The 25,450-nt window shown below is 70.7% G+C and carries 22 protein-coding genes; 8 read left to right on the top strand and 14 right to left on the bottom strand.

The annotated features are described in order from the left end of the window. Positions 1-33 precede the first annotated feature (33 nt). Positions 34-990, bottom strand: a complete 957-nt coding sequence (locus ASE44_RS09745; RefSeq protein ID WP_056779280.1) for an NADP-dependent oxidoreductase — start codon at positions 988-990, stop codon at positions 34-36. A 173-nt stretch (positions 991-1,163) separates the two neighbouring features. On the opposite strand from ASE44_RS09745, the gene acs reads away from it, so the two are divergent. Together acs and ASE44_RS09760 are read left to right on the top strand one after the other, a co-directional pair. Next, complete coding sequence (gene acs, locus ASE44_RS09755; protein ID WP_056008981.1) at positions 1,164-3,260, top strand: acetate--CoA ligase; 2,097 nt, start codon at positions 1,164-1,166, stop codon at positions 3,258-3,260. A 79-nt stretch (positions 3,261-3,339) separates the two neighbouring features. Then, the gene (locus ASE44_RS09760) at positions 3,340-3,921 is read left to right on the top strand and encodes a nitroreductase family protein (RefSeq protein WP_056779287.1); all 582 of its coding nucleotides are present in this window, start codon (positions 3,340-3,342) and stop codon (positions 3,919-3,921) included. Positions 3,922-4,047: 126 nt separating this feature from the next. Here the strand turns inward: ASE44_RS09760 and ASE44_RS09765 are convergent, their stop codons facing one another. From ASE44_RS09765 to ASE44_RS09785, 5 genes are all read right to left on the bottom strand, one after another. Further along, entirely contained in the window at positions 4,048-4,701 is a 654-nt protein-coding gene (locus tag ASE44_RS09765) for a DUF1345 domain-containing protein (protein WP_235522583.1), read from the bottom strand. Between the two features lie 60 nt (positions 4,702-4,761). Next, positions 4,762-5,181, bottom strand: coding sequence for a hypothetical protein (locus ASE44_RS09770; protein ID WP_056008991.1), 420 nt, complete (start codon positions 5,179-5,181; stop codon positions 4,762-4,764). A 93-nt stretch (positions 5,182-5,274) separates the two neighbouring features. After that, the gene (locus tag ASE44_RS09775) at positions 5,275-6,252 is read right to left on the bottom strand and encodes a PrsW family glutamic-type intramembrane protease (protein ID WP_056779293.1); all 978 of its coding nucleotides are present in this window, start codon (positions 6,250-6,252) and stop codon (positions 5,275-5,277) included. Between the two features lie 113 nt (positions 6,253-6,365). Next, positions 6,366-8,528 (bottom strand): ATP-dependent Clp protease ATP-binding subunit, encoded by a 2,163-nt coding sequence (locus tag ASE44_RS09780; RefSeq protein WP_082455933.1) that lies wholly within the window; start codon positions 8,526-8,528, stop codon positions 6,366-6,368. A 100-nt stretch (positions 8,529-8,628) separates the two neighbouring features. Further along, the gene (locus ASE44_RS09785) at positions 8,629-10,032 is read right to left on the bottom strand and encodes a Fic family protein (RefSeq protein WP_056779297.1); all 1,404 of its coding nucleotides are present in this window, start codon (positions 10,030-10,032) and stop codon (positions 8,629-8,631) included. A 119-nt stretch (positions 10,033-10,151) separates the two neighbouring features. Between ASE44_RS09785 and ASE44_RS09790 the strand changes: the two genes are divergently transcribed. From ASE44_RS09790 to ASE44_RS09805, 4 genes are read left to right on the top strand one after another with little or no spacing between them, the layout of a single operon-like run. Further along, positions 10,152-11,102 (top strand): siderophore-interacting protein, encoded by a 951-nt coding sequence (locus ASE44_RS09790; protein WP_082455934.1) that lies wholly within the window; start codon positions 10,152-10,154, stop codon positions 11,100-11,102. 4 nt (positions 11,103-11,106) lie between these two features. Continuing rightward, the gene (locus ASE44_RS09795) at positions 11,107-12,177 is read left to right on the top strand and encodes an iron chelate uptake ABC transporter family permease subunit (RefSeq protein ID WP_082455935.1); all 1,071 of its coding nucleotides are present in this window, start codon (positions 11,107-11,109) and stop codon (positions 12,175-12,177) included. Then, positions 12,174-13,217 (top strand): iron chelate uptake ABC transporter family permease subunit, encoded by a 1,044-nt coding sequence (locus tag ASE44_RS09800; protein WP_056779298.1) that lies wholly within the window; start codon positions 12,174-12,176, stop codon positions 13,215-13,217. Before ASE44_RS09795 ends, ASE44_RS09800 begins: the two co-directional genes overlap by 4 nt. A gap of 1 nt (position 13,218) precedes the next feature. Further along, positions 13,219-14,022, top strand: coding sequence for an ABC transporter ATP-binding protein (locus ASE44_RS09805; RefSeq protein ID WP_056779299.1), 804 nt, complete (start codon positions 13,219-13,221; stop codon positions 14,020-14,022). A gap of 226 nt (positions 14,023-14,248) precedes the next feature. Here the strand turns inward: ASE44_RS09805 and ASE44_RS09810 are convergent, their stop codons facing one another. Both ASE44_RS09810 and ASE44_RS09815 read right to left on the bottom strand, forming a co-directional pair. Next, positions 14,249-15,088 (bottom strand): hypothetical protein, encoded by an 840-nt coding sequence (locus ASE44_RS09810; RefSeq protein WP_056779301.1) that lies wholly within the window; start codon positions 15,086-15,088, stop codon positions 14,249-14,251. Further along, the gene (locus ASE44_RS09815; protein ID WP_157579851.1) at positions 15,079-15,648 is read right to left on the bottom strand and encodes a hypothetical protein; all 570 of its coding nucleotides are present in this window, start codon (positions 15,646-15,648) and stop codon (positions 15,079-15,081) included. The genes ASE44_RS09810 and ASE44_RS09815 overlap by 10 nt, the downstream gene beginning before the upstream one ends. A 290-nt stretch (positions 15,649-15,938) precedes the next feature. Between ASE44_RS09815 and ASE44_RS09820 the strand changes: the two genes are divergently transcribed. Continuing rightward, on the top strand, positions 15,939-16,940 hold the full coding sequence (locus ASE44_RS09820) for an iron-siderophore ABC transporter substrate-binding protein (protein ID WP_162235746.1): 1,002 nt from the start codon (positions 15,939-15,941) through the stop codon (positions 16,938-16,940). 118 nt (positions 16,941-17,058) lie between these two features. On the opposite strand, the gene ASE44_RS09825 is transcribed toward ASE44_RS09820, so the two are convergent. Both ASE44_RS09825 and ASE44_RS09830 read right to left on the bottom strand, forming a co-directional pair. Beyond that, complete coding sequence (locus ASE44_RS09825) at positions 17,059-18,798, bottom strand: hypothetical protein (protein WP_056779308.1); 1,740 nt, start codon at positions 18,796-18,798, stop codon at positions 17,059-17,061. Continuing rightward, the gene (locus ASE44_RS09830) at positions 18,795-19,463 is read right to left on the bottom strand and encodes an ABC transporter ATP-binding protein (protein ID WP_056009017.1); all 669 of its coding nucleotides are present in this window, start codon (positions 19,461-19,463) and stop codon (positions 18,795-18,797) included. Before ASE44_RS09830 ends, ASE44_RS09825 begins: the two co-directional genes overlap by 4 nt. A 105-nt stretch (positions 19,464-19,568) precedes the next feature. On the opposite strand from ASE44_RS09830, the gene ASE44_RS09835 reads away from it, so the two are divergent. Beyond that, positions 19,569-21,821 (top strand): beta-glucosidase, encoded by a 2,253-nt coding sequence (locus ASE44_RS09835; RefSeq protein ID WP_056781041.1) that lies wholly within the window; start codon positions 19,569-19,571, stop codon positions 21,819-21,821. Between the two features lie 19 nt (positions 21,822-21,840). Here the strand turns inward: ASE44_RS09835 and ASE44_RS09840 are convergent, their stop codons facing one another. Genes ASE44_RS09840 through clpS form a run of 4 tightly spaced genes read right to left on the bottom strand, consistent with a single transcriptional unit; the run spans position 21,841 to position 25,406 of the window. After that, complete coding sequence (locus ASE44_RS09840) at positions 21,841-23,307, bottom strand: glycosyltransferase (RefSeq protein WP_056779311.1); 1,467 nt, start codon at positions 23,305-23,307, stop codon at positions 21,841-21,843. A 9-nt stretch (positions 23,308-23,316) separates the two neighbouring features. Further along, on the bottom strand, positions 23,317-24,522 hold the full coding sequence (locus tag ASE44_RS09845; protein ID WP_056781044.1) for a glycosyltransferase: 1,206 nt from the start codon (positions 24,520-24,522) through the stop codon (positions 23,317-23,319). 36 nt (positions 24,523-24,558) lie between these two features. Further along, entirely contained in the window at positions 24,559-25,125 is a 567-nt protein-coding gene (locus ASE44_RS09850; protein WP_056779315.1) for a DUF2017 family protein, read from the bottom strand. Then, positions 25,122-25,406: an ATP-dependent Clp protease adapter ClpS gene (gene clpS / locus ASE44_RS18685; protein ID WP_056779320.1), complete on the bottom strand. Its 285-nt coding sequence runs from the start codon at positions 25,404-25,406 to the stop codon at positions 25,122-25,124. The genes ASE44_RS09850 and clpS overlap by 4 nt, the downstream gene beginning before the upstream one ends. Between the last annotated feature and the right edge of the window lie 44 nt (positions 25,407-25,450).

Below are 25,450 nucleotides of genomic sequence, written 5' to 3' on the forward strand. Positions count from 1 at the left end.
CGAGCCTGTCGAGGGGCAGCCGTCAGCTCGTCGTCAGGGGACGAGGATCAGCTTCCCGCTGGGGTGCCCCGACTCGCTCTCGCGGTGCGCCTCGGCGGCCTCGGCCAGCGGCCGGATCGTGCCGAGCTCGAAACTGAACCCGGGACGCCCCTCGGGCCCGGCGGTCGCAAGCGCGGCGACGGCGGGGATCGCCTCGGCACGCCACGCCTGCTCCTGGTCGGTGAGCGGGAGCGGGTTGCCGCCGGACCACGCCTGGATCCCGAGCTCGGCCGCCCTCCCGCCGACCACGATCGTCCCGATGTTCCGGCGGTCGTCGACGAGCTCGAAGGAGGCGTCGAGCGCCTCGTCGGTCCCGACGGCGTCCAGCACGCGGTCGACGCCCTGCGGTGCGACCTCGCGGACGCGCTCCACCAGGCCCGGTCCGTACACGACCGGAACGGCTCCGAGCTCGCGCAGCCGCTCATGGTTCCGCTCGCTGGCCGTCGCGACGACCGTCGCGCCCCACGCCACGGCGAACTGCACGGCCGCGTGCCCGACCGCGCCCGAGCCGCCGTGGATGAGCAGGGTCGTCCCCTCGGTCACCCCGAGCGAGCGCAGGGCCTGATACGCCGTGCTCACCGGGATGCCGATCGCCGCCGCCTCCTCGAAGGAGACGTTCGACGGCTTGGCGATGATCTGCTGCGGCGTCACGACGACGTGCGTCGCGTACGTCCCTGCGGCGTTCGTGATGACGACCTCGTCGCCCACCGACCAGCCCTCGACCCCTTCGCCGACCTCGGCGACCACGCCGGAACCGTCGCTCCCGACCCGGCGCGTCCCGGTCAGTTCACCGCCTCGGATGCCGCTCCGGAGCTTCCAGTCGATGGGGTTCACCCCGGCGGCGCGGACCTCCACGACGAGCTCGCCCGGACCGGCGTGCGGGGTCGGGACCTCGACGGTCTCGAGGACGTCTGCGGACCCGAGTTCCCGGTACTGGATGACGGTGGCCATGTCGTTCCCTTCTCGTGACGCGGCGGTGCGCCGCTCGTCGACGGTCGCCGCGCAGGGAGGCGGCGTTCCGAGGCTACTCCCGACCCTCCTCCACAGCGCCCGGGGGTGGGCGAGCATGACGCCCGATGACCGCGGGATGGCACGGGCCGGCACCGCCCCCGTAGCGTTGGAGCATGCCTCCCACTGATGGATCGACGTCCGCCGCGGCCTCCGCGACCATCGCGAACCTGCTCGCCGAGACCCGCAGCTACGCGCCGCCCGCCGACATCGCGCGCAAGGCGAACGTCGGGCCGGGCGAGTGGGCGCGCGCCGCTGCCGACCCCGTCGCGTTCTGGGAGGAACAGGCGCGCCGACTCGACTGGGTCACCCCCTGGGAGACGGCGCACACCTGGGAGCCTGCGCGGCCGGTCGATGGTTCCGATCCCGACGACCCCTCGCCGGAGCTCACCGTCCCCGCCGCGACCTGGTTCGCCGGGGGCACGCTCAACGTCGCGGTCAACTGCGTCGACCGGCACGTCGACGCCGGGCGAGGCGACAAGGTCGCCCTGCACTTCGAGGGCGAGCCCGGCGACCGCCGCTCGATCACCTACGCCGAGTTGCAGCGCGAGGTCTCGAAGGCGGCGAACGCTCTGACCGCACTCGGCATCGGGCAGGGCGACCGCGTCGTCATCTACCTCCCCGTCATCCCGGAGACGGTCATCGCGACGCTCGCGGTCGCCCGCATCGGCGCCATCCACTCGCTCGTCTTCGGCGGCTTCTCGGCGGAGGCACTGCGGTTCCGCGTCGAGGACACGGAGGCGAAGCTCCTCATCACCACCGACGGCCAGTACCGCCGCGGCTCCGCGGTGCCGGTCAAGCAGAACGCCGACGCCGCCGTCGACGGCGTCCCCTCCGTGGAGCACGTCCTCGTGGTGGCGCGGACGGGCGAGGAGACCCCGAACGTGCCGTGGACGCCCGGGCGCGACGTCTGGTGGCACGACACGGTCGGCGTCGCCCCCGACACCCATGAGGCCCAGGCCTTCGACGCCGAGACCCCGCTGTTCATCATCTACACGAGCGGCACGACGGGGAAGCCGAAGGGCCTCGTCCACACCTCCGGCGGCTATCTCACGCAGGCGTCCTGGACCCACTGGGCGGTCTTCGACGCCAAGGACGACGACGTCCACTGGTGCACGGCCGACCTCGCCTGGGTCACGGCCCACACCTACGAGATCTACGGGCCGCTCTCCAACGGCCTCACCCAGGTCATCTACGAGGGCACGCCGAACACCCCGCACCAGGCGAGGCACTTCGAGATCATCGAACGCTACGGGGTGACGACGTACTACACGGCGCCCACGCTCATCCGGACACTCATGACCTGGTTCCCGGAGGGCCCGCCTCCCGAGCACGACCTCTCGAGCATCCGGCTGCTCGGTACCGTCGGCGAGGCGATCAACCCCGAGGCCTGGATGTGGTTCCGCGAGCGCATCGGGCGCGGTGAGGCCCCCATCATCGACACCTGGTGGCAGTCGGAGACGGGGTCGGCCGTCATCGCGCCGCTGCCCGGCGCGACCACGATCAAGCCGGGCTCCGGGAGCCGGGCCCTGCCCGGCCTCGAAGCGCTCGTCGTCGACGAAGCGGGCGAGACGGTGCCCTACGGTTCCGGCGGGTACCTCGTCGTCAGCCGGTTCGGGCCCTCGATCGCGCGCACCGTCTGGGGCAACCCGGAGCGATACCGCGACTCCTACTGGGCGACGTACTGGAAACAGGGCTACTTCTTCTCCGGCGACGGCGCCAAGTGGGACGCCGACGGCGACATCTGGGTGCTCGGCCGCGTCGACGACGTCATCAACGTGTCGGGTCACCGCCTGTCGACCATCGAGATCGAGTCGGCCCTCGTCTCGCACCCGCACGTCGGGGAGGCCGGCGTGGTCGGGGTGCACGACCCGATCACCGGGAGCGCGATCGCGGCCTTCGTCATCCCGTCCTCGCGCTCGCACGGGCCCGAGGCCGACGATGAGGCCTACTGGCTGGAGCGGTCCGCGAGCCTGGAGGCGGCGCTCCGCGCGCATGTGGCGAACGAGATCGGGCCGATCGCCAAGCCCCGCGACGTCTTCGTCGTCCCCGACCTCCCGAAGACGAGGTCGGGCAAGATCATGCGGCGCCTCCTCGGCGACATCGTCGACCGCCGTCCGCTCGGCGACACCACGTCACTGCAGGACGAGTCCGCGCCCCACCGGATCGCCGAGATCGTGGCCGCCGCTCGAATCGCGCAGGCCGGGGAATAGCCCGCAGATGCATGCAGTTGCATCCATCGTCAATGGAGACGCCGACCCTGTCCCGTTCCCCGTCCCCCTTTGGAGATCCATGTCCATCGTGACCCGCACCGCTCAGACCGATGCCCCCATCCTCGACGTCCTCGCCGACCGCTGGAGCCCCCGCGCCTTCGCGAGCGAGCCCGTCGACGCGGCGAAGATGACGTCCGCACTCGAAGCCGCACGGTGGTCGCCGAGCGCCAACAACAGCCAGCCCTGGCGCTTCATCGTCGGCACGAAGGGCACGGCGACGTTCGACACCATCGCCGAGCAGCTGGTGCCGTTCAACCGCGGCTGGGCCGCTCAGGCCGGCGCGCTCATCGTCGCCGTCGCCGAGACGATCGACGACGAGGGCAAGGAGCGCCCCTGGGCGATCTACGACCTCGGCCAGGCCATGGCGCACCTCAGCGTCCAGGCCCACAGCGACGGACTCTTCGCGCACCAGATGGCCGGATTCTCCGCCGACGGCATCCGCGAGGCCTTCTCGCTGCCGGACGGTCTGCTGCCCTTCACCGTCACGGCCCTCGGCGAACTCGGCGAGCCCGAGCTGCTGCCGGAAGGCATGCTCCGCGACCGCGAGAGCGCTCCGCGCGAGCGTCGCCCCATCGCCGACCTCGTGATCGTCCAGGAGTAGTCCGCTCGCTCCACCCTGCTGCTCGCTGCTGCGCAGTCCGGTCCGCCGGGCTGCGCAGTCGTCGTTCGTCGGACCCTGTCCCGGCCTTTCAACAGGCTCAGGGACCACCTGTCGACGGGCGAGGCGCTAGAGCCCGGCGACGAGGTTGATCACGGTCGCGAGGATCACGGAACCGAAGAGGTACGACAGGAGCGTGTGCTTCAGCACCGTGCGCCGCAGCTCGCTCGTTCGGAGCGTCGTGTCAGAGACCTGGTACGTCATCCCGAGGTCGAAGGCGAGGTAGGCGAAGTCGCTGTACTGCGGGGCCTCCTCCTGGTTGAAGTCGATCCCACCCTCCGGTGCCGCGAAGTACATGCGCGCGTACCGGAGCGTGTAGATCGTGTGGATGAGCGCCCAGGAGAGCGCCACGCTCAGCACGGCGAAGCCCGCGAGCACGCCCTGCTCGACGCCGGTCGACGCGCGCGCCTGGAGGATGACCACGCTCAGCGCGACGAGGCTCCCGACGCTCGCGAGGACGATCAGCACCTCGCTCGTCGTCCGCCCCGGTTCCTCGGACGTCGCGTGCTCGCGCGTCCGTTCGGGACCCATCCGCCAGATCCGCACCCAGAGCGATCCGACGAAGACCACGCAGGTGGCGCCCCAACCGGCGAGGATCGCGCCCGCCCAGAACCACTGCAGCCCGGCGACCACGCCGACGACGAGGCCGATGCAGGCGGAGACGGACAGCCGGAGTTTCGCGCCGTGCCGCACCATGATCGGTCCTGGGGTCGATGAGCTCACGAGCTGATCGTGGCACCGTCCGCCGGGCTCACGGTGCAGGCTCGCGGCCCACGCCGCAGCTCACGCCGGTACGACGAACAGCTCCTCCAGCTCGGCGAAGACCCCGACGGCGAGGCGTTCGAACGGTTCGGCACCCAGCCGGATCGTCTCGCCGGGGACGAGGCCGGTGAACGAGCCCTCCACCGCGTACGTCAGGACGGTTCCCACCGTGAACACCCGCTCGTGTCCGATGATCGACTCGACGATGAGTTCCAGCTCGTTGAGGGCGCTCGGCCCGCGCCCGATCACCGACCGCACCCGGTGGACGAAGGGCCGGTCGAGCACGAGGGTCAGGCCGGTGAAGAACTCGGGGTCGACCACGGCCACCGCGGCGGGGTCGGCTCCCGCCTCGGCGAGGGTCACCCGTCCGGCGACGAGCGCGGCGATCATCGCCTTCGCCTGGTCGACCTCGCGCTGTTCGAAGGTCTTGCGTCCCAGCATGGGCGTCTCCTCGGGTGACTCGGATCGGGTGCGCCTCACGCTACTCCCCCGCGCGCCCGACGCCCAGTGGGCGCGGTGCAGGAGGCGTGGCGGTCAGGCCTTCGTCCGCCGGCGACGCGGAACGTGGAGCGACACCACCCCGGCCTCGCGGTTGATCCGACGAGCCCAGGCCCGCCACACCAGGGCGAAGACGACGACGAGGACCACGAGGGTGGGCAGGCTGAGGACACCGAGGGCCGGCATGTCGGGGAAGAGCAGTCCCCAGACCACGGCGTTCCCGTCCCACAGCCCGTGCATGAGCGCGACGCCCAGGTAGGCGAGCACGACGCCGACGGTGAGGCGGAAGCGCCCGTTGCGGGCGGCGGCGAACACCGCGGCGGCCAGGAGCGCCGTCCACAGCGGGTGACCGACGGGATCGAAGATCGTCCTCCCGACGGCCGCTCGAGCCGCCTCGAACGACGGGTGGGCGATGATCGTCTCGATCGGAGTCGCGCCGGCGGCCAGCTTCTGCGTGTCCTCGACGCCCTGCGCCCAGCCCTGCCCGATGTACCAGAGGTTCTCGAGGACCGCGAACCCGATGCCGACGGCCCCGCCGACGAAGAGTCCGCCGCGAGCGGTCTTGCGCGGCACGCGCCAGGCGAGGATGACGACCGCGATGATCTTCGCGAGCTCCTCAGCGACCCCGGCGAAGAACAGACCGACGTCGCGCGGGTTGTCGTGCAGATCGGTCGCGGCCACGCCGATGAGGGAGTCGAAGGTGCTGCCGAGCGAGATCGCGACGAATCCGCCGACGAGCACCGCCCACAGCAGGACGGGGATGGTGACTCCGTCGCCCGGCTGGAGGCGCCGCACCATCACGAGGAGCAGCGTCGCCGCGGCCAGGCCGGAGCCGAGGAGGATCCAGGCGGGGATGACCGCCGGGTTCCCGAGGAGCACGTGGGGCACGAGGAGGAGGAACGCCCAGAGGCCCAGCCCGCCGAAGAAGAACCAGGTGGTCGCGTGGCGGCGTCGCCAGATCGGGGCTGGCGGTTCGATCGCCTCAGGGGTCGTGCTCGGGGCTGCGTGTGACATCGGGTCCTCTCAGGGCGCGCCGATCGGGCCCATCGCGAGGATCACGCTAGTGCGCGTCGCCAGCTGCACGACAGGGGGTTCCTCCCCCATTCGGGGGTGGTGGCCAGGCAACGCTAGGCCGGGACCTCCGCGCGCTCGACCGTCAGGCCGTCGCCGTCGAGCGCCAGCCCGACGTGGACCGTGTCGCCGTCACGGATCGAGCCGTCGAGGATCGACCGTGCCAGGCGGTCGTCGATCTCCCGCTGCATCAGTCGACGCAGCGGACGGGCGCCGTACATCGGGTCGTACCCGCGCTCCGCGAGCCAGGCCCGGGCATCGGGGGTCACGGCCAGGTGCAGTCGACGTTCACCGAGGCGGCGCTGCAGGCGGTCGATGTAGAGCTCGACGATCTGGCCGAGCTCCTCCTCGCTGAGCGGCTGGAACACGACGATGTCGTCGAGCCGGTTCACGAACTCCGGCTTGAACGCCTGGCGCACCAGCTGCTGGACGGCCTCCTCCTTCTGCTCGAGGGAGAGCGAGGCGTCCATCAGGTACTGCGAGCCGAGGTTCGACGTCAGCACGAGGATCACGTTCCGGAAGTCGACCGTGCGGCCCTGACCGTCGGTCAGTCGCCCGTCGTCGAGCACCTGGAGCAGGATGTCGAACACCTCCGGGTGCGCCTTCTCCACCTCATCGAGCAGCACCACCGAGTACGGGCGCCGACGCACGGCCTCGGTCAGCTGACCGCCCTGCTCGTAGCCGACGTACCCGGGAGGGGCTCCGACGAGTCGGGAGACCGAGTGCTTCTCTCCGTACTCGGACATGTCGATCCGGACCATGGCCTTCTCGTCGTCGAAGAGGAACTCGGCGAGCGCCTTCGCGAGCTCCGTCTTGCCGACGCCGGTGGGGCCGAGGAACATGAAGGACCCGGTCGGGCGGTCGGGGTCGGAGATGCCGGCCCTGGTGCGGCGGACCGCGTCGGACACGGCGGCGACCGCGCGGTGCTGACCGATGAGTCGGCGGGAGAGCTCCTGCTCGAGGTGCAGCAGTTTCTCGGTCTCGCCCTGCAGGAGCCGGCCGACGGGGATGCCGGTCCAGGCGGCGATCACGGCCGCGATGTCTTCGGCGGTCACCTGGTCGTTGACCATCCGCGGCTCGCCGTCGGCGTCCTGCTCGGCGGACTCCGCCATCGCCAATTCGCGTTCGAGCTGCGGGATGTCGGCGTAGAGGAGCTTCGAGGCCTGCTCGAGCTTGCCCTCGCGCTGTGCGCGTTCGGCCTTGCTGCGGGCGGCGTCGAGCTGCTTCTTGAGGTCACCGACCCGGTTGAGGCTCGCGCGTTCCTTCTCCCACCGTGCCTGCAGCTCACCGAGTGCCTGCTGTCGTGTGGCGAGGTCCTCCCGCAGGCGGGCGAGGCGTTCCTTCGAGGCGTCGTCCTTCTCCCGTTTCAGCGCGAGCTCCTCGAGCTTGAGGCGGTCGACGCTGCGTCGGAGTTCGTCGATCTCGACGGGGGCGGAGTCGATCTCCATGCGGAGCCGGCTGGCCGCTTCGTCGATGAGGTCGATGGCCTTGTCCGGGAGCTGACGGGAGGTGATGTACCGGTTGGAGAGGGACGCGGCGGCGACGAGCGCGTTGTCAGCGATGGCCACCTTGTGGTGGGCCTCGTAGCGTTCCTTCAACCCGCGGAGGATGGCGATGGTGTCCTCGACGCTCGGCTCGCCGACGAAGACCTGCTGGAACCGCCGTTCCATGGCGGCGTCCTTCTCGACGAACTCGCGGTACTCGTCGAGGGTGGTCGCGCCGATGAGGCGCAGTTCGCCGCGGGCGAGCATGGGCTTCAGCATGTTCGCCGCGGCGACGGAGCCTTCACCGCCGCCGGCGCCCATGAGGACGTGCAGCTCGTCGATGAAGGTGATGATCTGGCCGTCGGACTCGTCGATCTCCTTGAGGACGGCCTTCAGTCGCTCCTCGAACTGCCCGCGGTACATGGCGCCTGCCACGAGGGCGGAGAGGTCGAGCGACACGAGCTGCTTGCCCTTGAGGCTGTCGGCGACGTCGCCCGCGACGATCCGCTGGGCGAGGCCCTCCACGACGGCGGTCTTGCCGACCCCGGGTTCGCCGATGAGGACGGGGTTGTTCTTGGTGCGCCTGGTGAGCACCTGGCTCACGCGACGGATCTCGGCGTCGCGGCCGATGACCGGGTCGAGTTTGCCCGACGCGGCGATCTCGGTCAGGTTGACGCCGTACTGCTCGAGCGCGCTGCGCTGATCCTCCTGCTGAGGCGTCTGGCCTGCTGGCATGGGTACGGTCTCCTGTTCAAACTTGAGTGAATCTGACTCAAGTTTACCACCGTGCCGACCGGTAGATCCAGACCCTGCAGAAGCGGTTCCCCACTACTTATTAGGACTCCAGGTATCCGAGCCTCACGAGGGCATTGTGAGCTTGATCAGTCACCTCATCGAGGAGTGAAGCGATCTCGCGCTTCGCCGCCGAGCTGAGCCTGTACTGGAGCGCGGCTGAGATGGTCGGATGCACTTCTCGCACAAGGACCTCCAGTACGGTCCGCTGGTCATCACTCCGGATGAGGAAGTCGGGGCCGTCGGTCGCTGGCCGTGCGATGTAAACCAGGTAATGGTGGCGGGCCGATCCTGCCGCCGGTGCGGCACTAGTGACAGTGAGCGACCTGGCATAGCTGGATGAAACCACTCTGTAGCCGCTGAGCTCGGCCGGGTAGGCAGTCTCGGCGCCCACGGATGCTGACAGCGGAGCCTCAAACGCTTCTGCGGCAACCCCGGACACCAACGCTTCCGCCACCGTGTCCGACAGCCTAATCGCAAGGGCATCGAGCTCCTCGTGCGCAATGCCAGCGCGGCCCGTCATGAGGGCCTGGAGCGCCGCAACCTTCGCCTGCGAGTCCCCAGCGACGCCCGCATTCACGTCCTGTCGAACCATGTTCATGGTATCGACGGCTCTCTCGGACACGAAGTTGATAAAGGATCCGTAATCACCGCTATCCGCCGCTTCAAGAGCATCGAGGTACTGCGGTTTCTCATCGACGAAGATGACCAGCGGCACGCCGGGGCTGCGATACAGGAACACGGAGGCCAATGCCCGCGAGACACGGCCATTACCATCTGCGAATGGATGGACACCGACGAACGCGTAGTGAGCATAAGACGCCTGCAGAACTGGATGTGCAGCAGCGAACTCATCGCTCCTGAGTTCACTGACGAGCCGCGCCATCTCCGGGCGCGTGTCCATCGGTGGCGCGTAACTATGAATCTCATTCTTCGCATAGTTCAGAGGACTGTTGGACTCTGTCTTGTATTCGCCATGCGGGAAGGGGCGCTCCTGCGGACCGACCTGAGTGAAGACCTGGTAAGTCTCCTGCGACCGACAGATCATCTGGTGGAGCTCTCGTATCCACATCTCGGTAATCGGGACGGATTGCGTAGCCGCGTCCAGCACGAACTCGTAAGCGTTCAACGCGTCGGATACGGCTCGTGCAACAGACTCGCCTTTCGCGTGCTTGATCGCGTCAAGTACCGACGCACCGACGGCAACCGACATCGTGAACCCACGATCGACGTCGTAGAGCCCTTCGATCGCTCCCGTATCAATCGCAGCCCAGCGAGTCGCCGTGGCGACGACGCTCTTCAGCGAGTCAGGTGTCGCCGCAAGTTTGGCCTCGTCGAAGAGTGCCTGGAATCGCTCAAACGTCGAGAACTCCGCCCCTGCCGCCTGCCATTCCGCGAAGGATGGAAACGGCTCATACGGCCGCACGGTCGGTTCAATATCGGACATGGCGCCCCTCAGCTCAATTGTCAGTCGAAGCCTACTTGGCACCCCCGACGAGCAGCGAGGCGGAACAACACCACACGACAGGTGCCCTCCAGCTCGTCGAAGGGTAGGCTTACCTATCGATGCCTCGCCTCAGTGAACAGACCCCCGACTCGATCTTCATCCTCCTCGCAGCCGTCGTCCGGCGGATCGAGCAGGTGAGCCCGAGCTATCGGCGGTTCACGTTCACGGGCCCCGAGGTCCAGCACATCGCGGACAACCGCCACGATCAGCGCATCAAACTGCTCTTCCCGCTGCCCGACACCGGGTTCGACGAGCTACCCATGCACGACGACTGGTACCAGGCCTGGCGGATGCTGCCCAACGACAAGCGTCACCCGATGCGGACCTACACGATCCGCGAGGTCCGGCCGGAGCTCGCGGAGTTCGACGTCGACATCGCCATCCACGGTCGCGTCGGACCGGCCTCCTCCTGGGCGATGGACGCCGAGGTGGGCGACGAGCTCATCGTCAACGTCCCGAACGCGCGGTCCGCCGTGGCGGCGGGCGGCATCGACTGGCACGCCCCCGCGACGGTCGATCAGGTCCTCCTCGCCGGTGACGAGACGGCACTCCCGGCGATCGCCGGCATCCTCGAGAGCCTGCCGGACACCGCCCGCGGGATCGCCGTCGTCGAACTCCCCCACGCCGACGACGTCGCCGCCCTCTCCACGAAGCCCGACGGCGTCGAGCTCATCGTCCTCCCCCGCGGGACCCAGCCCGTCGGCACCCTCCTCATCCCCGAGGTCGAGCGGATCGCCGGGCGTCTCGCACCGTCGGTCGACACCGCGACGATCGCCACGCAGCCCGCCCTCGAGGACGTCGACGTCGACACCCAGCTGCTCTGGGAGGCGCCCGTCAACGCGACCGGAGGGCCGGTCCTCGAGAGTGCGCCGCTCTACGCCTGGCTGGCGGGGGAAGCGTCCGCCATCAAGACGCTGCGCAGGCACCTCGTCTCCGGATGCGGCGTCGACCGCAAGTCGGTCGCGTTCATGGGCTACTGGCGCCACGGCAGGGCCGAAGACAACCGATGAGCCGGTGAGCGCCGACCTCGACAGCCTGCGGCTCCCGACCGCGGCGGCCCGCGCCCGCGAGGCCTCGACGGGGATCGCCCGGACGACGACCGCGCGCTGGCTCCTGCTCGTCGCGGCGATCCTCCTCCTCGCGGTCATCGCCGCCGCGAGCCTCTTCATCGGTTCGGGCACCATCAGCGTGTCGGAGGTGTGGCGGGCGCTCACCCAGGGCGGCGGCGACACGAACGCGATCCTCGTGACCGGGTTCCGCGTGCCACGCATGCTCCTCGCGATCGGCGTCGGTGCGGCGCTCGGTCTCGCCGGGGCGATGATGCAGGCGGTCACCCGCAACCCGCTCGCCGACCCCGGCATCCTCGGCGTCAACGCGGGGGCGTACCTGGCGGTCGTCCTGGCCGTCGCCATCGCCGGGACGGCGGACCTCGGCTCCTATGTCTGGTGGTCGTTCGCCGGTGCGGGTGTCGCGTCCGTCGTGGTCTACGTGATCGGCTCGCGTGGGCGGGCGGGCGCCACCCCGGTGCGCCTCGTCCTGGCCGGAGTCGCCCTCTCCGCAACGCTGCAGGGCGTCACCTTCGCCATCACCATCCGGAACCCCGACATCTTCGACAAGATCCGCTTCTGGCAGGCCGGCTCCCTGCAGAACCGTCAGCTGGACGTGTTCCTGGGGGTGCTGCCGTTCCTCGTCGTCGGCGCTCTGCTCGCGCTCGTCGTCTCCCGGTCGCTCAACGCCGTCGCCCTCGGGGACGACCTCGCGACCTCGCTCGGCACGAAGGTCCTCCGGACGCGTGTGCTGTCGGTCGTCGCGATCACCCTGTTGTGCGGTTCGGCCACCGCGGCGGCCGGGCCGATCGCGTTCCTCGGGCTCATGTCGCCCTACCTCGCCCGGGCCGTCGTCGGCCCGGACCAGCGCTGGACGCTGCCGTTCACGATGGTGTTCGCCCCGATCATCTTCCTGCTGTCCGACCTCCTCGGGCGGGTGGCCGTGCAGGGTGAGATGCCCGTCGGGATCGTGACCGCGTTCATCGGGGCGCCCGTGCTCATCGTGCTGATCCGCCGGTCGAAGGCGCAGGGGCTGTGACGGCGTTCGCCGAGCCGGGGCGCCGCACCGTGCGCCTCGGTCCGATCAGCTGGGTGGTGCATCGGCGCGAGCTCGTCGTCGTCGCGATCCTGTCCGTGATCGTCCTGGCCGTCGGGGCGTTCGCGCTCACCCAGGGCGAGTACCGCATCCCCCTCGACAAGCTCCTCGCGGCGTTCGCGGGTGACGGTTCGGAGAGCGTGCTGCGGATCGTGCTGGAGTGGCGGCTGCCCCGGGTGGTGATCGCGGTGGTCGGCGGGATCGCCCTCGGGCTGTCCGGGGCGATCTTCCAGTCGATCACCCGCAACCCGCTCGGCAGCCCGGACATCATCGGCTTCAACTCCGGCGCCTTCACAGGTGCACTGATCGTCACCCTCGTCGTCGGCGGTGGCTATGCCGCGACGGTCACGGGCGCACTGGTCGGCGGGCTCGCGACCGCCCTCGTCGTGTACGTCCTCGCCTGGTCGCGGGGCGTCCAGGGGTTCCGGCTCATCGTGATCGGCATCGCGATCAGCGCCGTCCTCAACGCCTTCAACGACTACCTGCAGCTGCGCGCCGACCTCAACGCGGCGATCGCGGCGGCGAGCTGGGGCATGGGTTCCTTAGCCGACCTCGGCTGGGCGGACGTCGTCCCGGTGACGATCGCGGTCGCCGTCCTGGTGCCGATGCTCGGACTCCTGTCGCGTCGGCTCGGCATGCTCGAACTCGGCGACGACATCGCGAAGGCACTCGGCATCCCGGTCGAGCGCACGCGACTGCTGCTGCTCGTCGTCGGGGTCGCCCTGACCGCGACCGTGACCGCGGTCGCCGGTCCGATCGTCTTCGTCGCCCTCGCCGCACCGCAACTCGCGCGACGGTTGACGAAGTCGGCCGGCATCACCCTCGTCCCCTCGGCCGCCATGGGCGCGGCGTTGCTCCTCGTGAGCGACGTCGTGGCCCAGCGGATCATCGCCCCGGCCGCGCTGCCGGTCGGTGCGGTGACCGTGACCCTCGGTGGCATCTACCTCATCGCCCTGCTCATCACGCAGGCGGGAAAGCGCTGACATGAAGACCGAATCCCCCACCCCGAGACTCGCCGGCTCCGGCCTCCGCGTCGGCTACGACCAGCGGACGATCATCCACGAGCTCGACCTCGCGATCCCCGACGACTCGTTCACCGTCATCGTCGGCCCGAACGCCTGCGGCAAGTCGACGCTCCTCCGTGCCCTGGCCCGATTGCTCAAGCCGACGCAGGGGCACGTGCTGCTCGACGGTCAGGAGATCACGCGGTACCCGTCGAAGGAGGTCGCGAAGCGCATCGGTCTGCTGCCGCAGACGTCGATCGCCCCTGACGGCATCTCGGTGATCGACCTCGTGTCGCGCGGGCGGTACCCGCATCAGTCGATCCTCAAGCGCTGGTCGGCGGCTGACGAGGCGGCGGTGATCGCGGCGATGGAGGCGACGAACGTCACCGAGCTGTCCGGTCGGCTCGTCGACGAGCTGTCGGGTGGCCAGCGTCAACGGGTGTGGGTCGCGATGGCGCTCGCCCAGGACACCCCGTTGCTGCTGCTGGACGAGCCGACGACGTTCCTCGACATCACCCACCAGGTGGAGCTCCTCGACCTGTTCACCCGCCTCAACCAGGAGGGTGGCCGCACGCTCGTCGCGGTGCTGCACGATCTGAACCAGGCGGCCAGGTACGCGACGCACCTGATCGCGATGCGCGACGGTCGTGTGGTCGCCCAGGGGGCGCCGGCCGACATCGTGACCGCAGACCTCGTGGAGGAGGTCTTCGGGCTCCGCTGCCGCATCATCGACGACCCCGAGTCGCACACGCCGCTGGTCATCCCCCTCATGGGCGCGCACTGACCCGACCCGTCTTCGTTGCGGGCGGGTGGTGCCGGCGCGGTGCGCTGACGCGAGCGCGGTGGTGCGGGCGCGGTGCGCTGACGCGAGCGCGGTGGTGTCGGCGCGGTGCGCTGGCGTGAGGGTGGTGCTGCGGGCGCGGGCGCGCCCCGGTGACGTGGGCGCGGGCCTCTGGAGGGGTGCGCTCACGCCGCCGGGGCGCGCTCACGGCGGTGAACGGGTGCGGGGTTCAGCAGCCGATGGTGGGTGTACCGGGTCGGCAGGGTTGGTCGACGCCGACGGTCGCGTTGCGGACGATCTGGATGGGGTGCGGAGTGTCGGTCGGGATGGTCAGCGTTCCGACGACAGGGAGCCAACCGCTGTCGCCGACGCGGTACTCGGCCGCGTACTCGACCTCCACGGTGATCGTCTTGGTCCCGACGGTCGTGTAGCGATGACTGGTGGGCGTTTTGGAGAACTCGGGGAGTCCGAGAGACGCCCAGGTGGCTCCGCCGGTGCTGCTGGTGGCGGTGGTGCCGTCGCCGTAGTCGATGGTGAACCCGACGGGGATGAAGTTCACCTCCGCCGTCTGACCGAGGAGGGTCCCGGAGCGGGTGTGGCCTGATGCACCGGCGATGACGTTGGTGTGCAGCCCGCGCACACCCCAGCTCCCTGGTTCGGTGGTGACGGTGGGGGCGGCGGGCGCGAAGCTGATGAGGTCCCGGATCGTGACCGGTTGTGCGGCGGGTGTGGGTTCGAAGCCGGGGATCAGTTCGCCGGGGGTGATCGTGTAGCAGTCGTCGGGACGCACGAGACTGCACACGGTCCGTTCGCCGTTGGGTCCGTCGGTGACGCCGGGCGGGAGTTCGGTCGAGCCGCCACCGCTGTCACCACCGCCTGAGCCACCGGAGCCCCCACCACCGGAGCCGGGCCGCTCGACGCTGCCACCGATGTCGACCGAGCCGCTCCCGGGACAAGCCCAGATCGCATCTGCGGAACCACAGCTCGCGGCGAAGACCGCGCTGGGCGAGCCGAGTGCGATCGCCATGCTGACGACCGCTGCGACGACGACGATGTTCTTTAAACGCATGCGGATGCACCTTCCTCTGCCTCTTTCGAGAGAATGATGAATTCGGAACCGTCCTTCGGACCGAGGCCGAGGGAGACGTCGAAGCCGACTGCCGGTGCTCGACCAGGCTGCGAAATCGGCTGGTCGGATGCATCGACAACTTCCACCGAGCTGATCACCTCGCAAGCGAACGCCCGCGCAACGACACCGAGGGCATCTGGATGGCTGTAGAACTCGCGCAGTTGAACATCGGCAAGCGTGATGTCGCCGACCGATCGGTACCCGTTGTCTCGCATTCGGCCATAGGCCTCAAGCTCGACCTCAGCGACTTCCGGAGCCATGATCGCGCTGATGCGCTCGGGGGCCGAACCACCCTCATGCAGGATCAGATTCGCTGTGTCGAGAAACTGCTGGTACGTCTCCGTCACGGCCGCTAGCGCCTCCTCCTCGTTCGCGAACACCGGCGGCGGTGAGCTCCTCGTCGGGGGTGTCGGATCCGAGCCGGTGCACGCTGTCAGCGCAAGGATCGACGCCACGAGGGCGAGGGCGGGGATGGGGCGACGGAGTTGGGTGACTGGCATCCATCGACGCTATGGGCGCTCTCCCGCCCTCATGGGGTTATCCACAGAGCAGATATGCCTACATCGACATATGCCGCGCAACTGGCCCTTTCGCCAGCGCGGTGCGCTGACGTGAGCGCGCCCCATGGAGGTGAGCGCGGGTCTCCGGAGGGGCGCGCTCGGCTCAGAGACCCGCGCTCGCGTCAGCGCACCGCGCTGGCCGAACCACCAGTCGTTACCGGGACGTGACCCGGGAAGCTTAGGCTTACCTCATCCCCCGCACTCTCTACGGAAAGCAGAACATGCGCCGCATGCCCCGCACCCTCACCGCCGTCGCCGCGCTCGCGGTCGCCGGCCTCGCCCTCGCCGGCTGCACCGCCGGGTCCTCCACCGACGACGCGTCCACGGGCACGCTCGGCACCGTCGACACGATGTTCGGTGAGGTGACGGTCCCCGAACCCGCCGGCGACCTCACCGTCGTCGCACTCGGCTGGTCGGACGCGGAGATGGCGCTCTCTCTCGGCGTCGTACCCGTCGGCGTCTACGACTGGCAGTCCCTCGGAGCCGACAACAAGGGCGTCGGCCCGTGGGCGACGGAGCTCTTCGGCGACGTCACCCCGGAGATCATCGAGGACAGCGGCGACACCGTCAACTACGAACAGATCCAGGCTCTCGAGCCCGACCTCATCCTCAACACGCGTTCCGCGGGCGACGAGAAGCAGTACGAGCGACTCTCCAAGATCGCCCCGACGGTCTTCGCACCGAAGGGTACGGCCGCGTTCGCGACCCCGTGGGACGTCCAGCTCGAGCAGGTCGCCGCTGCGCTCGGCAAGACCCAGGAGGGCGACGCGCTCGTGTCCGCAACGAAGCAGTCCATCAACGAAGCCGCAGACCTCCACCAGGAGTTCGCCGGCCTCACCGCGGTCGCAGCGACGAAGTTCGGCGACGCCTACGGGGCCTACCTCGAGGGCGACGGGCGCTTCGACATCCTCGCCGACCTCGGCTTCCGACAGAACCCGGCCGTCCTCGACCTCGAGACGGCCGGCTTCTACGCAGCCGTGTCGGCGGAGCAGGTCTCCGCCTTCGACGCCGACATCGCCGTCATGCTCCCGATCGGCTTCACCGCCGCCGAGACGACCGCTGACCCCCTCCTTGCGAGCCTCCCCGTCGTGCAGGACGGCCGCGCCATCGTCCTCGACCCGACCGACGAGCTCACGCAGGCCTACAGCGCCGCATCGGTGCTGAGCATCCCCGTCGTCCTCGAGCAGCTCGTCCCGAAGCTCGCCGAGGCCGCCGCCAAGGTCGCGAAGTAGGCACAGCGGCACCCCGCAGGAGGCTGCACCCGAGAGCCGGACGGAACCGCGTGTTCCCTCCGGCTCTCGTGCGCTCCGGCGGCGAAGCAGCGCGTCAGACGGGTCAGGCCGGCGTCGCTCAGGCCGGCCGCACCAGCGTCCGCATCCGCATCGCGCCCAGCAACCCGACGAGCAGCAGGGCGGCGAGGAGCAGCGCGACGGCCACCCCTGCAGACACCGGGAAGAGCACCGTCAGCCCTCCACCGACGAGGAACGCCAACAGGACGGCGTCCGACTGCCAGATGAGGACGTTCAAGGACGAGACGTCACCGACCGGCGTCGGGATCGGCATGAGCAGGCCGATCGGCAGCGGCCCCTTCGCGGCGTCGAAGACCCGCAGCACGACGAGCCAAAGCCCGAGCAGCAGCCACCACCCCAGCGGTTGCAGGAGCAGGGTCCCACCGGACGTCGCGACCACCAGGAGGCCGAGCGCGGCGCCGACGCCGCCGAACCCGAGCACGGCGATGAGGGGCGCGACGGCACCGGCGAGGACGAGCGCACGCGGGCTCCGACCGTAGAGGGTGGGAGCTCCGGCACTGTCGATCCCGTGCCGGACGGCATCGCACCACACGCCGACCGCGAGATAGGCGCCGAACACGGCCGGGAGGGCGAGCATCCACCGAACGCCGTCCGGGAGACCGAGCGCGACGACGGCCGCGGCTCCCGACGCGACGAGCACTGATGAGCCGAGCAGCATCCGTCCCGGCGTGCGGCGCGCGCCGACGACCGATCGGCGGAGGACGACGAGCCAGAACGGACCACTCATCCGGAGCGGGATCCGACGGCCCCGCGTCGGCGATGCGCGCAGTCCGCCGACGGCACCGGAGGCGTCGCCGCTCTGCACCATCATCCCGACGCGCTGCCACCGCAACGCCTGCTCGAGCAGGGGCCCGCTCCGGAGGCGGTCCAGTTCGCGCGGGACGAGCAGGAGCGCGAGGAGTCCGAGGAGGACCAGGGCCACCGCCGGCCACCACACGACCGGCACGCCGACCACCGCGAACGAGCCGCCGCCACCCCAGGTGAACAGTGCCGCCCAGTCACCGGTCGCGAGGGCGCTCCCGAGCACGAGGCTCTCGACGCCGCCCACGACGGGCGACCAGAGCAGTCCCAACCACCCCCACGGGGAGAGGAGCAGCCCACCGGGGACGAGGAGCCCGAGGATCCCTGCACCACCGGCGACGGAGGCGACGACCGCGACGGTGCGCCGTGACCCCTGCTGGCCCACCAGCCAGGCCACCGAGAGGAGGAGCGCGAACCCGACGGCACCGATGAGGAGGGCGACGACGGCGGCGGCTGAGGTCGGGCCGGAGACGGCGATCAGCGAAGCGCTCTCGGCTGTCGCCCCGACGGAGACGGCGGCGGGCTCCCCCGACACCAGGAGGCGCGACAGGCCGACCACCCCGGCCGCCAGGACCGAGAGCCCCGTCAGCGCGAGGACGGAGCCGACGAAGGGCCGGCGCAGGGTCAGTCGCCTGGGGAGCGGCGAGTCCGCGAGGAACTGCACGGACATCGGGCGGGGCACGACCGGGCCACGCGACCGCGCGCCGAGCACGACGACGATCGTCGTGACCGCCGCGATCAGCGCGACCACCCCGGGGCGGACGGCCGACACGACGCCGGCGGCATCGGGTTCGATCAGTCCGAGCACCGCGAACCGGACGAGCGGCGCACCCGCGATGAGGGCGGTCAGCAGCCCGGCGTAGAGGACGAACGCGATGTCGGTGGCCCGTGGGCGACCGTCGCGCGCGGCGAGGACCGCGCGGCTCGCGCTGAAGACGCGACGGTCCTCGCGCGCCGTGCCGACGTCGGGGGTGGTCACGGGGCTTCGACCGTGATCGCCTCGTCGGCGATCCGCTCGATGAGTCCGGGGTCGTGGCTCGCGAAGACGACGGCCGCTCCGCGTTCCTTCGCGAGGACGATGCGATCGGCGACCAGTGCCCGCCGCTCGGCGTCGAGGCGCTGCTCGGGTTCGTCGAGGATGAGTACGTCGAAGGGCCGCACCAGTGCCGTCGCGAGGGCGAACATCTGCGACTGGCCCGAGGACAGTTCGGTCGTGAACCGTCGCGCGAGCGCGTCGATGCGCAGCTCGGCGAGCAGCTCGTCGGCGGCATCGTCGGCCGCGCCCCCGGTGACACCCCAGGTGGTGGAGATGTAGCGCAGGTGTTCGCGGAGCGTCAGGTCGGGAGCGTAGGCGGGCGTGCCCACGAGCGCGGACACCGATCGTCGGACCGTGCGGTCGCGATCGTCGATCGTCCGGCCGCCGATCGTCGCGGTGCCGCTCGACGGGCGCATCCGGCCGCTGAGGATCCGGAGCAGGGTCGTCTTGCCGGAGCCGTTGCGTCCTCGGACGGCGAGCGCCATCCCCCGCTCGACCCGGATGTCCGTCGGCGCCAGCAGGGTCTCGCCGTCGATCACGGCGCTGACCTCGTCGGCCTCGATCAGCGGCTGCGTCTCGGCAGCCGGTCCCCCCACGTGTTCCGACATCGTTCCATCCTGTCAGGCGGGTGCCCGGGTGTCCTCCGCCGCGCGACGGATCCGAGTGATCGCGCTCGCGCCGCGTGGGTCCGACGAGGGTGCAGAATGCAGAGCATGGGAATCGTCACCGGGCGTCGGAACGCCCGTCCGCCGAGACAGCGCCGCGCAGGCGGATCACCCGACCCGGACGCCTACGACGAGCTCGTCCGGCAGATCCGCGACGGACGGATCGACGCCGACGCCGGTGCCGATCGCCTCATCGCACGGCTGACCGACCGGGAACTCCTCGGGCTGCTCGACGGCGACTCCCCGCGGCGGTTGCTGCCCCTCATCCCCCTCCTGCTCCACCGTCGGCCGTTCGTGGCAGGCGCTGTCCCCCGCCTCGGGATCCCAGGGATCCGCTTCAGCGACGGTGCCCGCGGTGTGGTCCTCGGCTCGTCCACGGCCTTCCCCGTCACGATGGCGCGCGCGGCCACCTGGGATCCGGAGTTGGAGGAGCAGGTCGGGACGGCCATCGGCGCGGAGACCCGCGTGCGCGGCGCGAACTACTCCGCCTCCGTCTGCGTCAACCTGCTCCGGCATCCCGCCTGGGGGCGCGCGCAGGAGTGCTACGGCGAGGATCCGGTGCTGACGGGACGGATGGGCTCGGCGATGACCCGAGGTGTCCGAGTGCACACGATGGCCTGCGTGAAGCACTTCGCCCTCAACTCGATGGAGGACGAACGCTTCGAGGTCGACGTCTCGGTCGACGACCACGCCCTGCACGAGGTCTACCTCCCCCACTTCAAGGCCGTGGTCGACGCCGGAGCCGACTCGGTCATGAGCGCCTACAACCGGGTGCGGGGCGAGTACATGGACGTCAACCGTCCGCTGCTCACCGGGGTCCTCCGCGAGGAGTGGGGGTTCACCGGGTTCGTGACGAGCGACTGGGTCTTCGGCACCCACGACGCCGTCGGGAGCCTCGAGGCCGGGATGGACGTGGAGATGCCGCTCCGACTGCGACGGGCGCACGAACTGCCCGCCGCCCTGCGGGCAGGCACCCTGGATCGCGCCACCGTGCTGCAGTCAGCGCGACGCATCCTGCGCACCACCCTCCTGCACGCCGCGACCCGCGCCCCGGCGGAACCGCCGGCGGACATCGTGGCGGGGTCGGCGCACCGGGCGCTCGCGAGGCACGTCGCCGAGGAGTCGATCGTCCTCCTCGCCAACGCCCCGGTCGACGGCACACCGCTCCTCCCGCTGCCGGCGACGACGCGTCGGATCGCCGTGCTCGGTCGTCTCGCCGACCAGGAGAACCTCGGCGACCACGGCTCCTCGCGCGTCCGCCCGCCCTCCACGGTCTCGCCACTGCAGGGCTTGCGGGCGGCCCTGCCCGAGGTGGAGGTCACGACCGCGCCGGCGCGGGACGTGCGGGCTGCCGTCTCGGCGGCTGCGGCGGCCGAGACGGCGATCGTCGTCGTCGGCTTCGACCAGCACGACGAGGGCGAGTCGGTCGTCACCGGCGGCGTCGATGTGGGTGTGCTGGGGGCAGCCCTCGACTCCGGTCGACTGCGTGGCGCCATCACCGCGGTGGCCCATCTGGCGTCGCGCTTCGTGCGCGGCGGCGACCGCACCTCGCTCCGGCTCCGCCCCTCGGACGAGCGGCTCATCCTCGCCGTGACGGCCGCGAACCCGCGGACGGTCGTCGTCCTCGTCGGCGGGAGCGCGATCCTCACCGAGAGCTGGCGCCACCGCGTCCCGGCCCTCGTCCTCGCCTGGTACGGCGGGATGGAGGGCGGTCGAGCGCTGGCCGACGTCCTCACCGGCGTGGTCGAACCCGGCGGGCGGCTGCCGTTCGTGATCCCGACCGACCCCGCGCACCTCCCACCGTTCGACCGCACGGCCAAGGCCGTCGTGTACGACGACCGCTGGGGCCAACGCCGGCTGGACGACGAGGGCCGGACGCCCGCCTTCCCGTTCGGGTTCGGGCTCGGCTACACGACCATCGCCCACCGTCTGCTCGGCCACCGCTTCGACGCCTCGGGTGGGACCGCCGAGGTCCGCGTGACGAACACCGGCGAGCGTGAGGGGTCCACGGTCGTCCAGCTCTACGCCGCGGACGCGGCCAGGGCGCGACCCGTCTCCGAGCTGCTGGGGTTCCGGAAGGTGACCCTGCAGGCGGGCGAGGAGCGGATCGTCCGCGTCACCCTCGACCCCACGCCGACGCTCGAACGGGACCCGGTCACCCGGCGCTGGTCGGCCCGTCCGGGCGACTGGATGCTCCAGGCCGCGCAGCACAGCCCGGACGACTGGTCGTCGGCCGTGGCACTGCGGCACGATGACGCCACAGCCGAGGACGACGTTGCGACCGAGGGTGCGGCCGGCTGAACCGCGGCGGTCGGTCGGCTCAGCGCGGCGACGTCCGCGACTCGGAATCCGCGAGCCCGTCCACCCGCACGGCCAGCTCGTCATCATGGCCGAGCACGGCGCGTAGGAGTCGCTGCGTGTCGCGGCGGACCGACAGGACCGCGTCGTCCCGCCGGAGGACGAGCGTGCCGTCCGGGCCGGTGTAGCGCTGCTCCAGCTCGTCCAGTTCGCGAGCGCGGAGTAGGGCGACCGTGCTCTCGGCGATCGGGTCGACGAGGCGGACGAGTGCCGCCTCCCCGCTCAACTCGCTCGCGACGACGCGACGGGCGCTCGCGTCGAAGATCGTCTTCTGCGCCGCCCTGGTCACGACGAACGGCCGTGACGGTCCGTCGAGCAACCGTCCGACGACGTCGCGCGCGGCGTCCGGGCGGCCGATGCGCCGCGCGGCCGCCTGCATGCGCTGCAGCCGCCCCGGTTCGCGGAGGATCTCGTCGATCTTCCAGCCGATCGTCGTCGCGGTGTTGCACCGGACCGCAGCGCCCTGCTCCATGAGGTAGTCGCCGTTGCGCACCTCCTGCCCGGGGATGGGGTTCACGAGCACCATCGGGAGCCCGGCCGCCATGCACTCCGACGCCGACAGGCCTCCCGGCTTGCCGACGAAGAGGTCTGCCCGGTGGAGCAGCTGCGGCATCTCGTCCGTGAAGCCGAGCACCGTGTACCGGTCGTCCGTGGGCGCGATGAGCTCCTCGATGCGGTGCCGGAGCGCGTCGTTCCGGCCGCACACGATCGTCGCCGTGAACGGCGAGCGCAGGTGCAGCGTCTGTCGGACGACCGCGAGCGCGTAGTCGCCGCCCGAGGCCCCCGCGGAGACGAGCAGCGCGGGTGGAGCACTCGGATCACGTTCGGCCGGGGTGCTCGGCTGGGCGGCGATCGGGATGCCGGTGGCGGCGACCCGGTCGGGCGGGAGACCGAGGGCGGTCAGTTGCACACGCCCCTCCTCCCGCGCGAGCGACAGCGAGTGGAAGGCGCTCGTCAACCACAGGCCCTGGAAGTCGTAGTCCGTGGTCACGACGGCGGTCCGCGCGTCCACGGTGCCGCGCAGGATGAGCGACGCGAGCAGCTGGGCCGGGAGGAAGTGGGTGCAGACGATGGCCGTCGGCTTGAACCGCTTGATCGCCGCGACCACGGGCATGGCGTTCGCCCGGGTCCACGGGTCGAGCGGGCCGCGACGCCGGAACGGGGCGTCGCTGATGTCGTAGCCCCACTCCACCAGCCACGGCGTCTCCTCGACGAGCACGAAGTAGCCCTTGCCGAGGACGTCGCGGTACAGCGAGGTGCTCGCCTGCAGCACGTCGAGGACCTGGACCTCGCCGACGTCCGCGCGCCCGAGGCAGGCCTGCTCCACGGCGGCGGCCGCGCTGTTGTGGCCGGAACCGACCCCCGCCGACAGGATCAGGACGCGCTCGTGGCCGCCCGTGGCGGGGTCCCGTGTCGTCGTCCGCTGCATGAGGCGATGCTAGCGCGCCGCCCCACCAGCCGCCGCAGCCTCGTAGAGCGCGATGAGTCGGACGGTCTGGGTCGACTGACGGAGGGTGCGCGCGAGTTCCGACGGGACGACGGGTGCCGTGCCGGCGTCGATGTCGGCGACCGCGCGGCGGATCGCTGCCGCGAGCGCCTCGACGCCGCCGTCCGCGGGCTGCCACATCGTGCCGGCGGGCAGTTCGGCGGCGATGTTCGGATCGCTGATGATCGAGGGCGTGCCGAGGGCGGCGGCCTCGAACACGGTCATACCCTGTGTCTCGAACCCGATCGAGGTCTGCACGAGCGCATCGGCGTCGGCGATGGCGCGGAGCGAGTCCGGGTAGGACACACGCCCGGCGAAGACGACGTGGTCGGCGAGGTCGTGCTCCGCGACGAACGCCTGCGCCTTCGACAGCAGGAGGCCCGCCCCGTACAGGCGGAACACCGCGTCGACCTCGGCCAGCCGGACGGCCTCGAGGAACTCCATGAGCCGCTTCTCCTGGCTGAACCGACCGATCCACACGAAGGACGGCAGCCGGTGCGGCACCTGGAGCGTCGTGGCACGTTCGTCGAGGATCTCGTCGAGGACCGCGTCGTCGACACCCGTCGAGAGCACCTCGGCGCCCGCGGTGACGCCCTGCTCACGGAGGACCCGGGCGAAGTGATGGGACGGCGCGATGACGACGGCCGCGCGCTTCGCGAACTCCTGCAGGTAGGCCCACACGCCGGTGGGCAGGGTCGAGAGACGGGGACGGAGCACCCGGCGCTGCCACCACGAGAGGGCACCGACGACGAGCCCGGGGGCCGGCATCGTCTGCTCGATCCCGACGTCCATCCGGTTGTGCATCGTGTGCACGGCCGGGATCCCGTGCCGCTCGGCGTACCGGTAGGCGGTGAGCGCCTGCCAGAAGTCGGCCTGCACATGCACGACGTCGACCGGCGGCAGCGCGGCCAGACGGGCGTCGAGCCACCGGTCGGTGAGGCGACCGGGCACGGTCATGGAGTACTCGCGGTCGAGCGTGATGGGGATCGACGGGGTGTCGAGGTAGTGCGGGTCGTCGTCATGGGTCTGGTGCATCCGCGGTGCACAGACCGTCACGGTGTGACCGGCCGCCTCCAGGAAGCGCCGCTGCAGGCGGATCGAGACCTGGGCCCCGCCGGACGACTCGGGATGCTGGTCGCTGAAGACGAGGATGTGCATGGTCCCCAAGGCTACCCGTGGCGCTCGCGCAGCCGCTCAGGCTTCGTCGAGCACCGCGACGATCGACTCCTGCAGGTAGCCGAGCCAGGAGTAGATGGCGAGCATGAGCTGCGGGTCCTGCTCGTCGTCCGCCTCGGGCGTCGGTGGCTCGAAGCCCTCGGCGTCGTCCTCCTCGATCCCGAGCCGGGCGGCGATGGTGAGTCGGGTGTCGTTGAGGAACCGCAACCACGTCCAAGCCGTCTCGCCCTCGAGCGTGACCGCTGCGCCGTCCTCGGCTCCGGTCGACGCACCGGACACCGAGGGGTCACCGTCGTCCGTCGTGAGCGCGGCCAGCACGGTCCGGGCGGCGTCCACCTTCCCGCCGACGAGGTCGTCGGCGGTGAAGCGACGGAACTCGGCGGCCGCCTCCGGATCGTCGCGGTAGCCCTCCGGCACCAGACGGGCCATCGCGGGATCGAGTTCGACGGCGTTCGCGAGACCGGCACGGGTCGCGTCCTCGAGCATCTCGACGAGCTGCCCGGCCAGCTGGCCGAGGATCGAGGTCTCCTGCTCGTCGAGCCGCAGCACGACGGGCCCGGCCGGGGGCCGGACGAAGGCGCTCACGCGTCGGCCTTCGCGAGGGAGGCCCAGAGCCCGTAGCCGTGCATGGCTTCGACGTGGCGCTCCATCTCCTCGCGGTTGCCGGTCGCGACGACGGCGCGGCCCTCGTGGTGCACGGCGAGCATGAGTCGTTCGGCCTCCTCGTGCGTGTAGCCGAAGTAGCTGCGGAACACGAGCGAGACGTAGGACATGAGGTTCACCGGATCGTTCCACACGATGGCGACCCACGGTTGCATGGTGAGGGTCGCCTCGTCGACGATCGGCTGGTCGAGGATCTGCGCCATCCTCCAAGCCTCCCACGATGCGTGCGGCTGTGCCTCCCCGCGGG

The organism is Plantibacter sp. Leaf1 (assembly GCF_001421315.1).
Classification (GTDB): Bacteria; Actinomycetota; Actinomycetes; order Actinomycetales; family Microbacteriaceae; genus Plantibacter.

Coding starts and splice junctions, on each gene's coding strand:
- ASE44_RS09745 (WP_056779280.1), bottom strand. CDS start 990: ATGGCCACCGTCATCCAGTACCGGGAACTCGGGTCCGCAGACGTCCTC.
- acs (WP_056008981.1), top strand. CDS start 1,164: ATGCCTCCCACTGATGGATCGACGTCCGCCGCGGCCTCCGCGACCATC.
- ASE44_RS09760 (WP_056779287.1), top strand. CDS start 3,340: ATGTCCATCGTGACCCGCACCGCTCAGACCGATGCCCCCATCCTCGAC.
- ASE44_RS09770 (WP_056008991.1), bottom strand. CDS start 5,181: ATGCTGGGACGCAAGACCTTCGAACAGCGCGAGGTCGACCAGGCGAAG.
- ASE44_RS09775 (WP_056779293.1), bottom strand. CDS start 6,252: ATGTCACACGCAGCCCCGAGCACGACCCCTGAGGCGATCGAACCGCCA.
- ASE44_RS09780 (WP_082455933.1), bottom strand. CDS start 8,528: ATGCCAGCAGGCCAGACGCCTCAGCAGGAGGATCAGCGCAGCGCGCTC.
- ASE44_RS09785 (WP_056779297.1), bottom strand. CDS start 10,032: ATGTCCGATATTGAACCGACCGTGCGGCCGTATGAGCCGTTTCCATCC.
- ASE44_RS09790 (WP_082455934.1), top strand. CDS start 10,152: ATGCCTCGCCTCAGTGAACAGACCCCCGACTCGATCTTCATCCTCCTC.
- ASE44_RS09805 (WP_056779299.1), top strand. CDS start 13,219: ATGAAGACCGAATCCCCCACCCCGAGACTCGCCGGCTCCGGCCTCCGC.
- ASE44_RS09810 (WP_056779301.1), bottom strand. CDS start 15,088: ATGCGTTTAAAGAACATCGTCGTCGTCGCAGCGGTCGTCAGCATGGCG.
- ASE44_RS09815 (WP_157579851.1), bottom strand. CDS start 15,648: ATGCCAGTCACCCAACTCCGTCGCCCCATCCCCGCCCTCGCCCTCGTG.
- ASE44_RS09820 (WP_162235746.1), top strand. CDS start 15,939: ATGCCCCGCACCCTCACCGCCGTCGCCGCGCTCGCGGTCGCCGGCCTC.
- ASE44_RS09830 (WP_056009017.1), bottom strand. CDS start 19,463: ATGTCGGAACACGTGGGGGGACCGGCTGCCGAGACGCAGCCGCTGATC.
- ASE44_RS09835 (WP_056781041.1), top strand. CDS start 19,569: ATGGGAATCGTCACCGGGCGTCGGAACGCCCGTCCGCCGAGACAGCGC.
- ASE44_RS09840 (WP_056779311.1), bottom strand. CDS start 23,307: ATGCAGCGGACGACGACACGGGACCCCGCCACGGGCGGCCACGAGCGC.
- ASE44_RS09845 (WP_056781044.1), bottom strand. CDS start 24,522: ATGCACATCCTCGTCTTCAGCGACCAGCATCCCGAGTCGTCCGGCGGG.
- clpS (WP_056779320.1), bottom strand. CDS start 25,406: ATGGCGCAGATCCTCGACCAGCCGATCGTCGACGAGGCGACCCTCACC.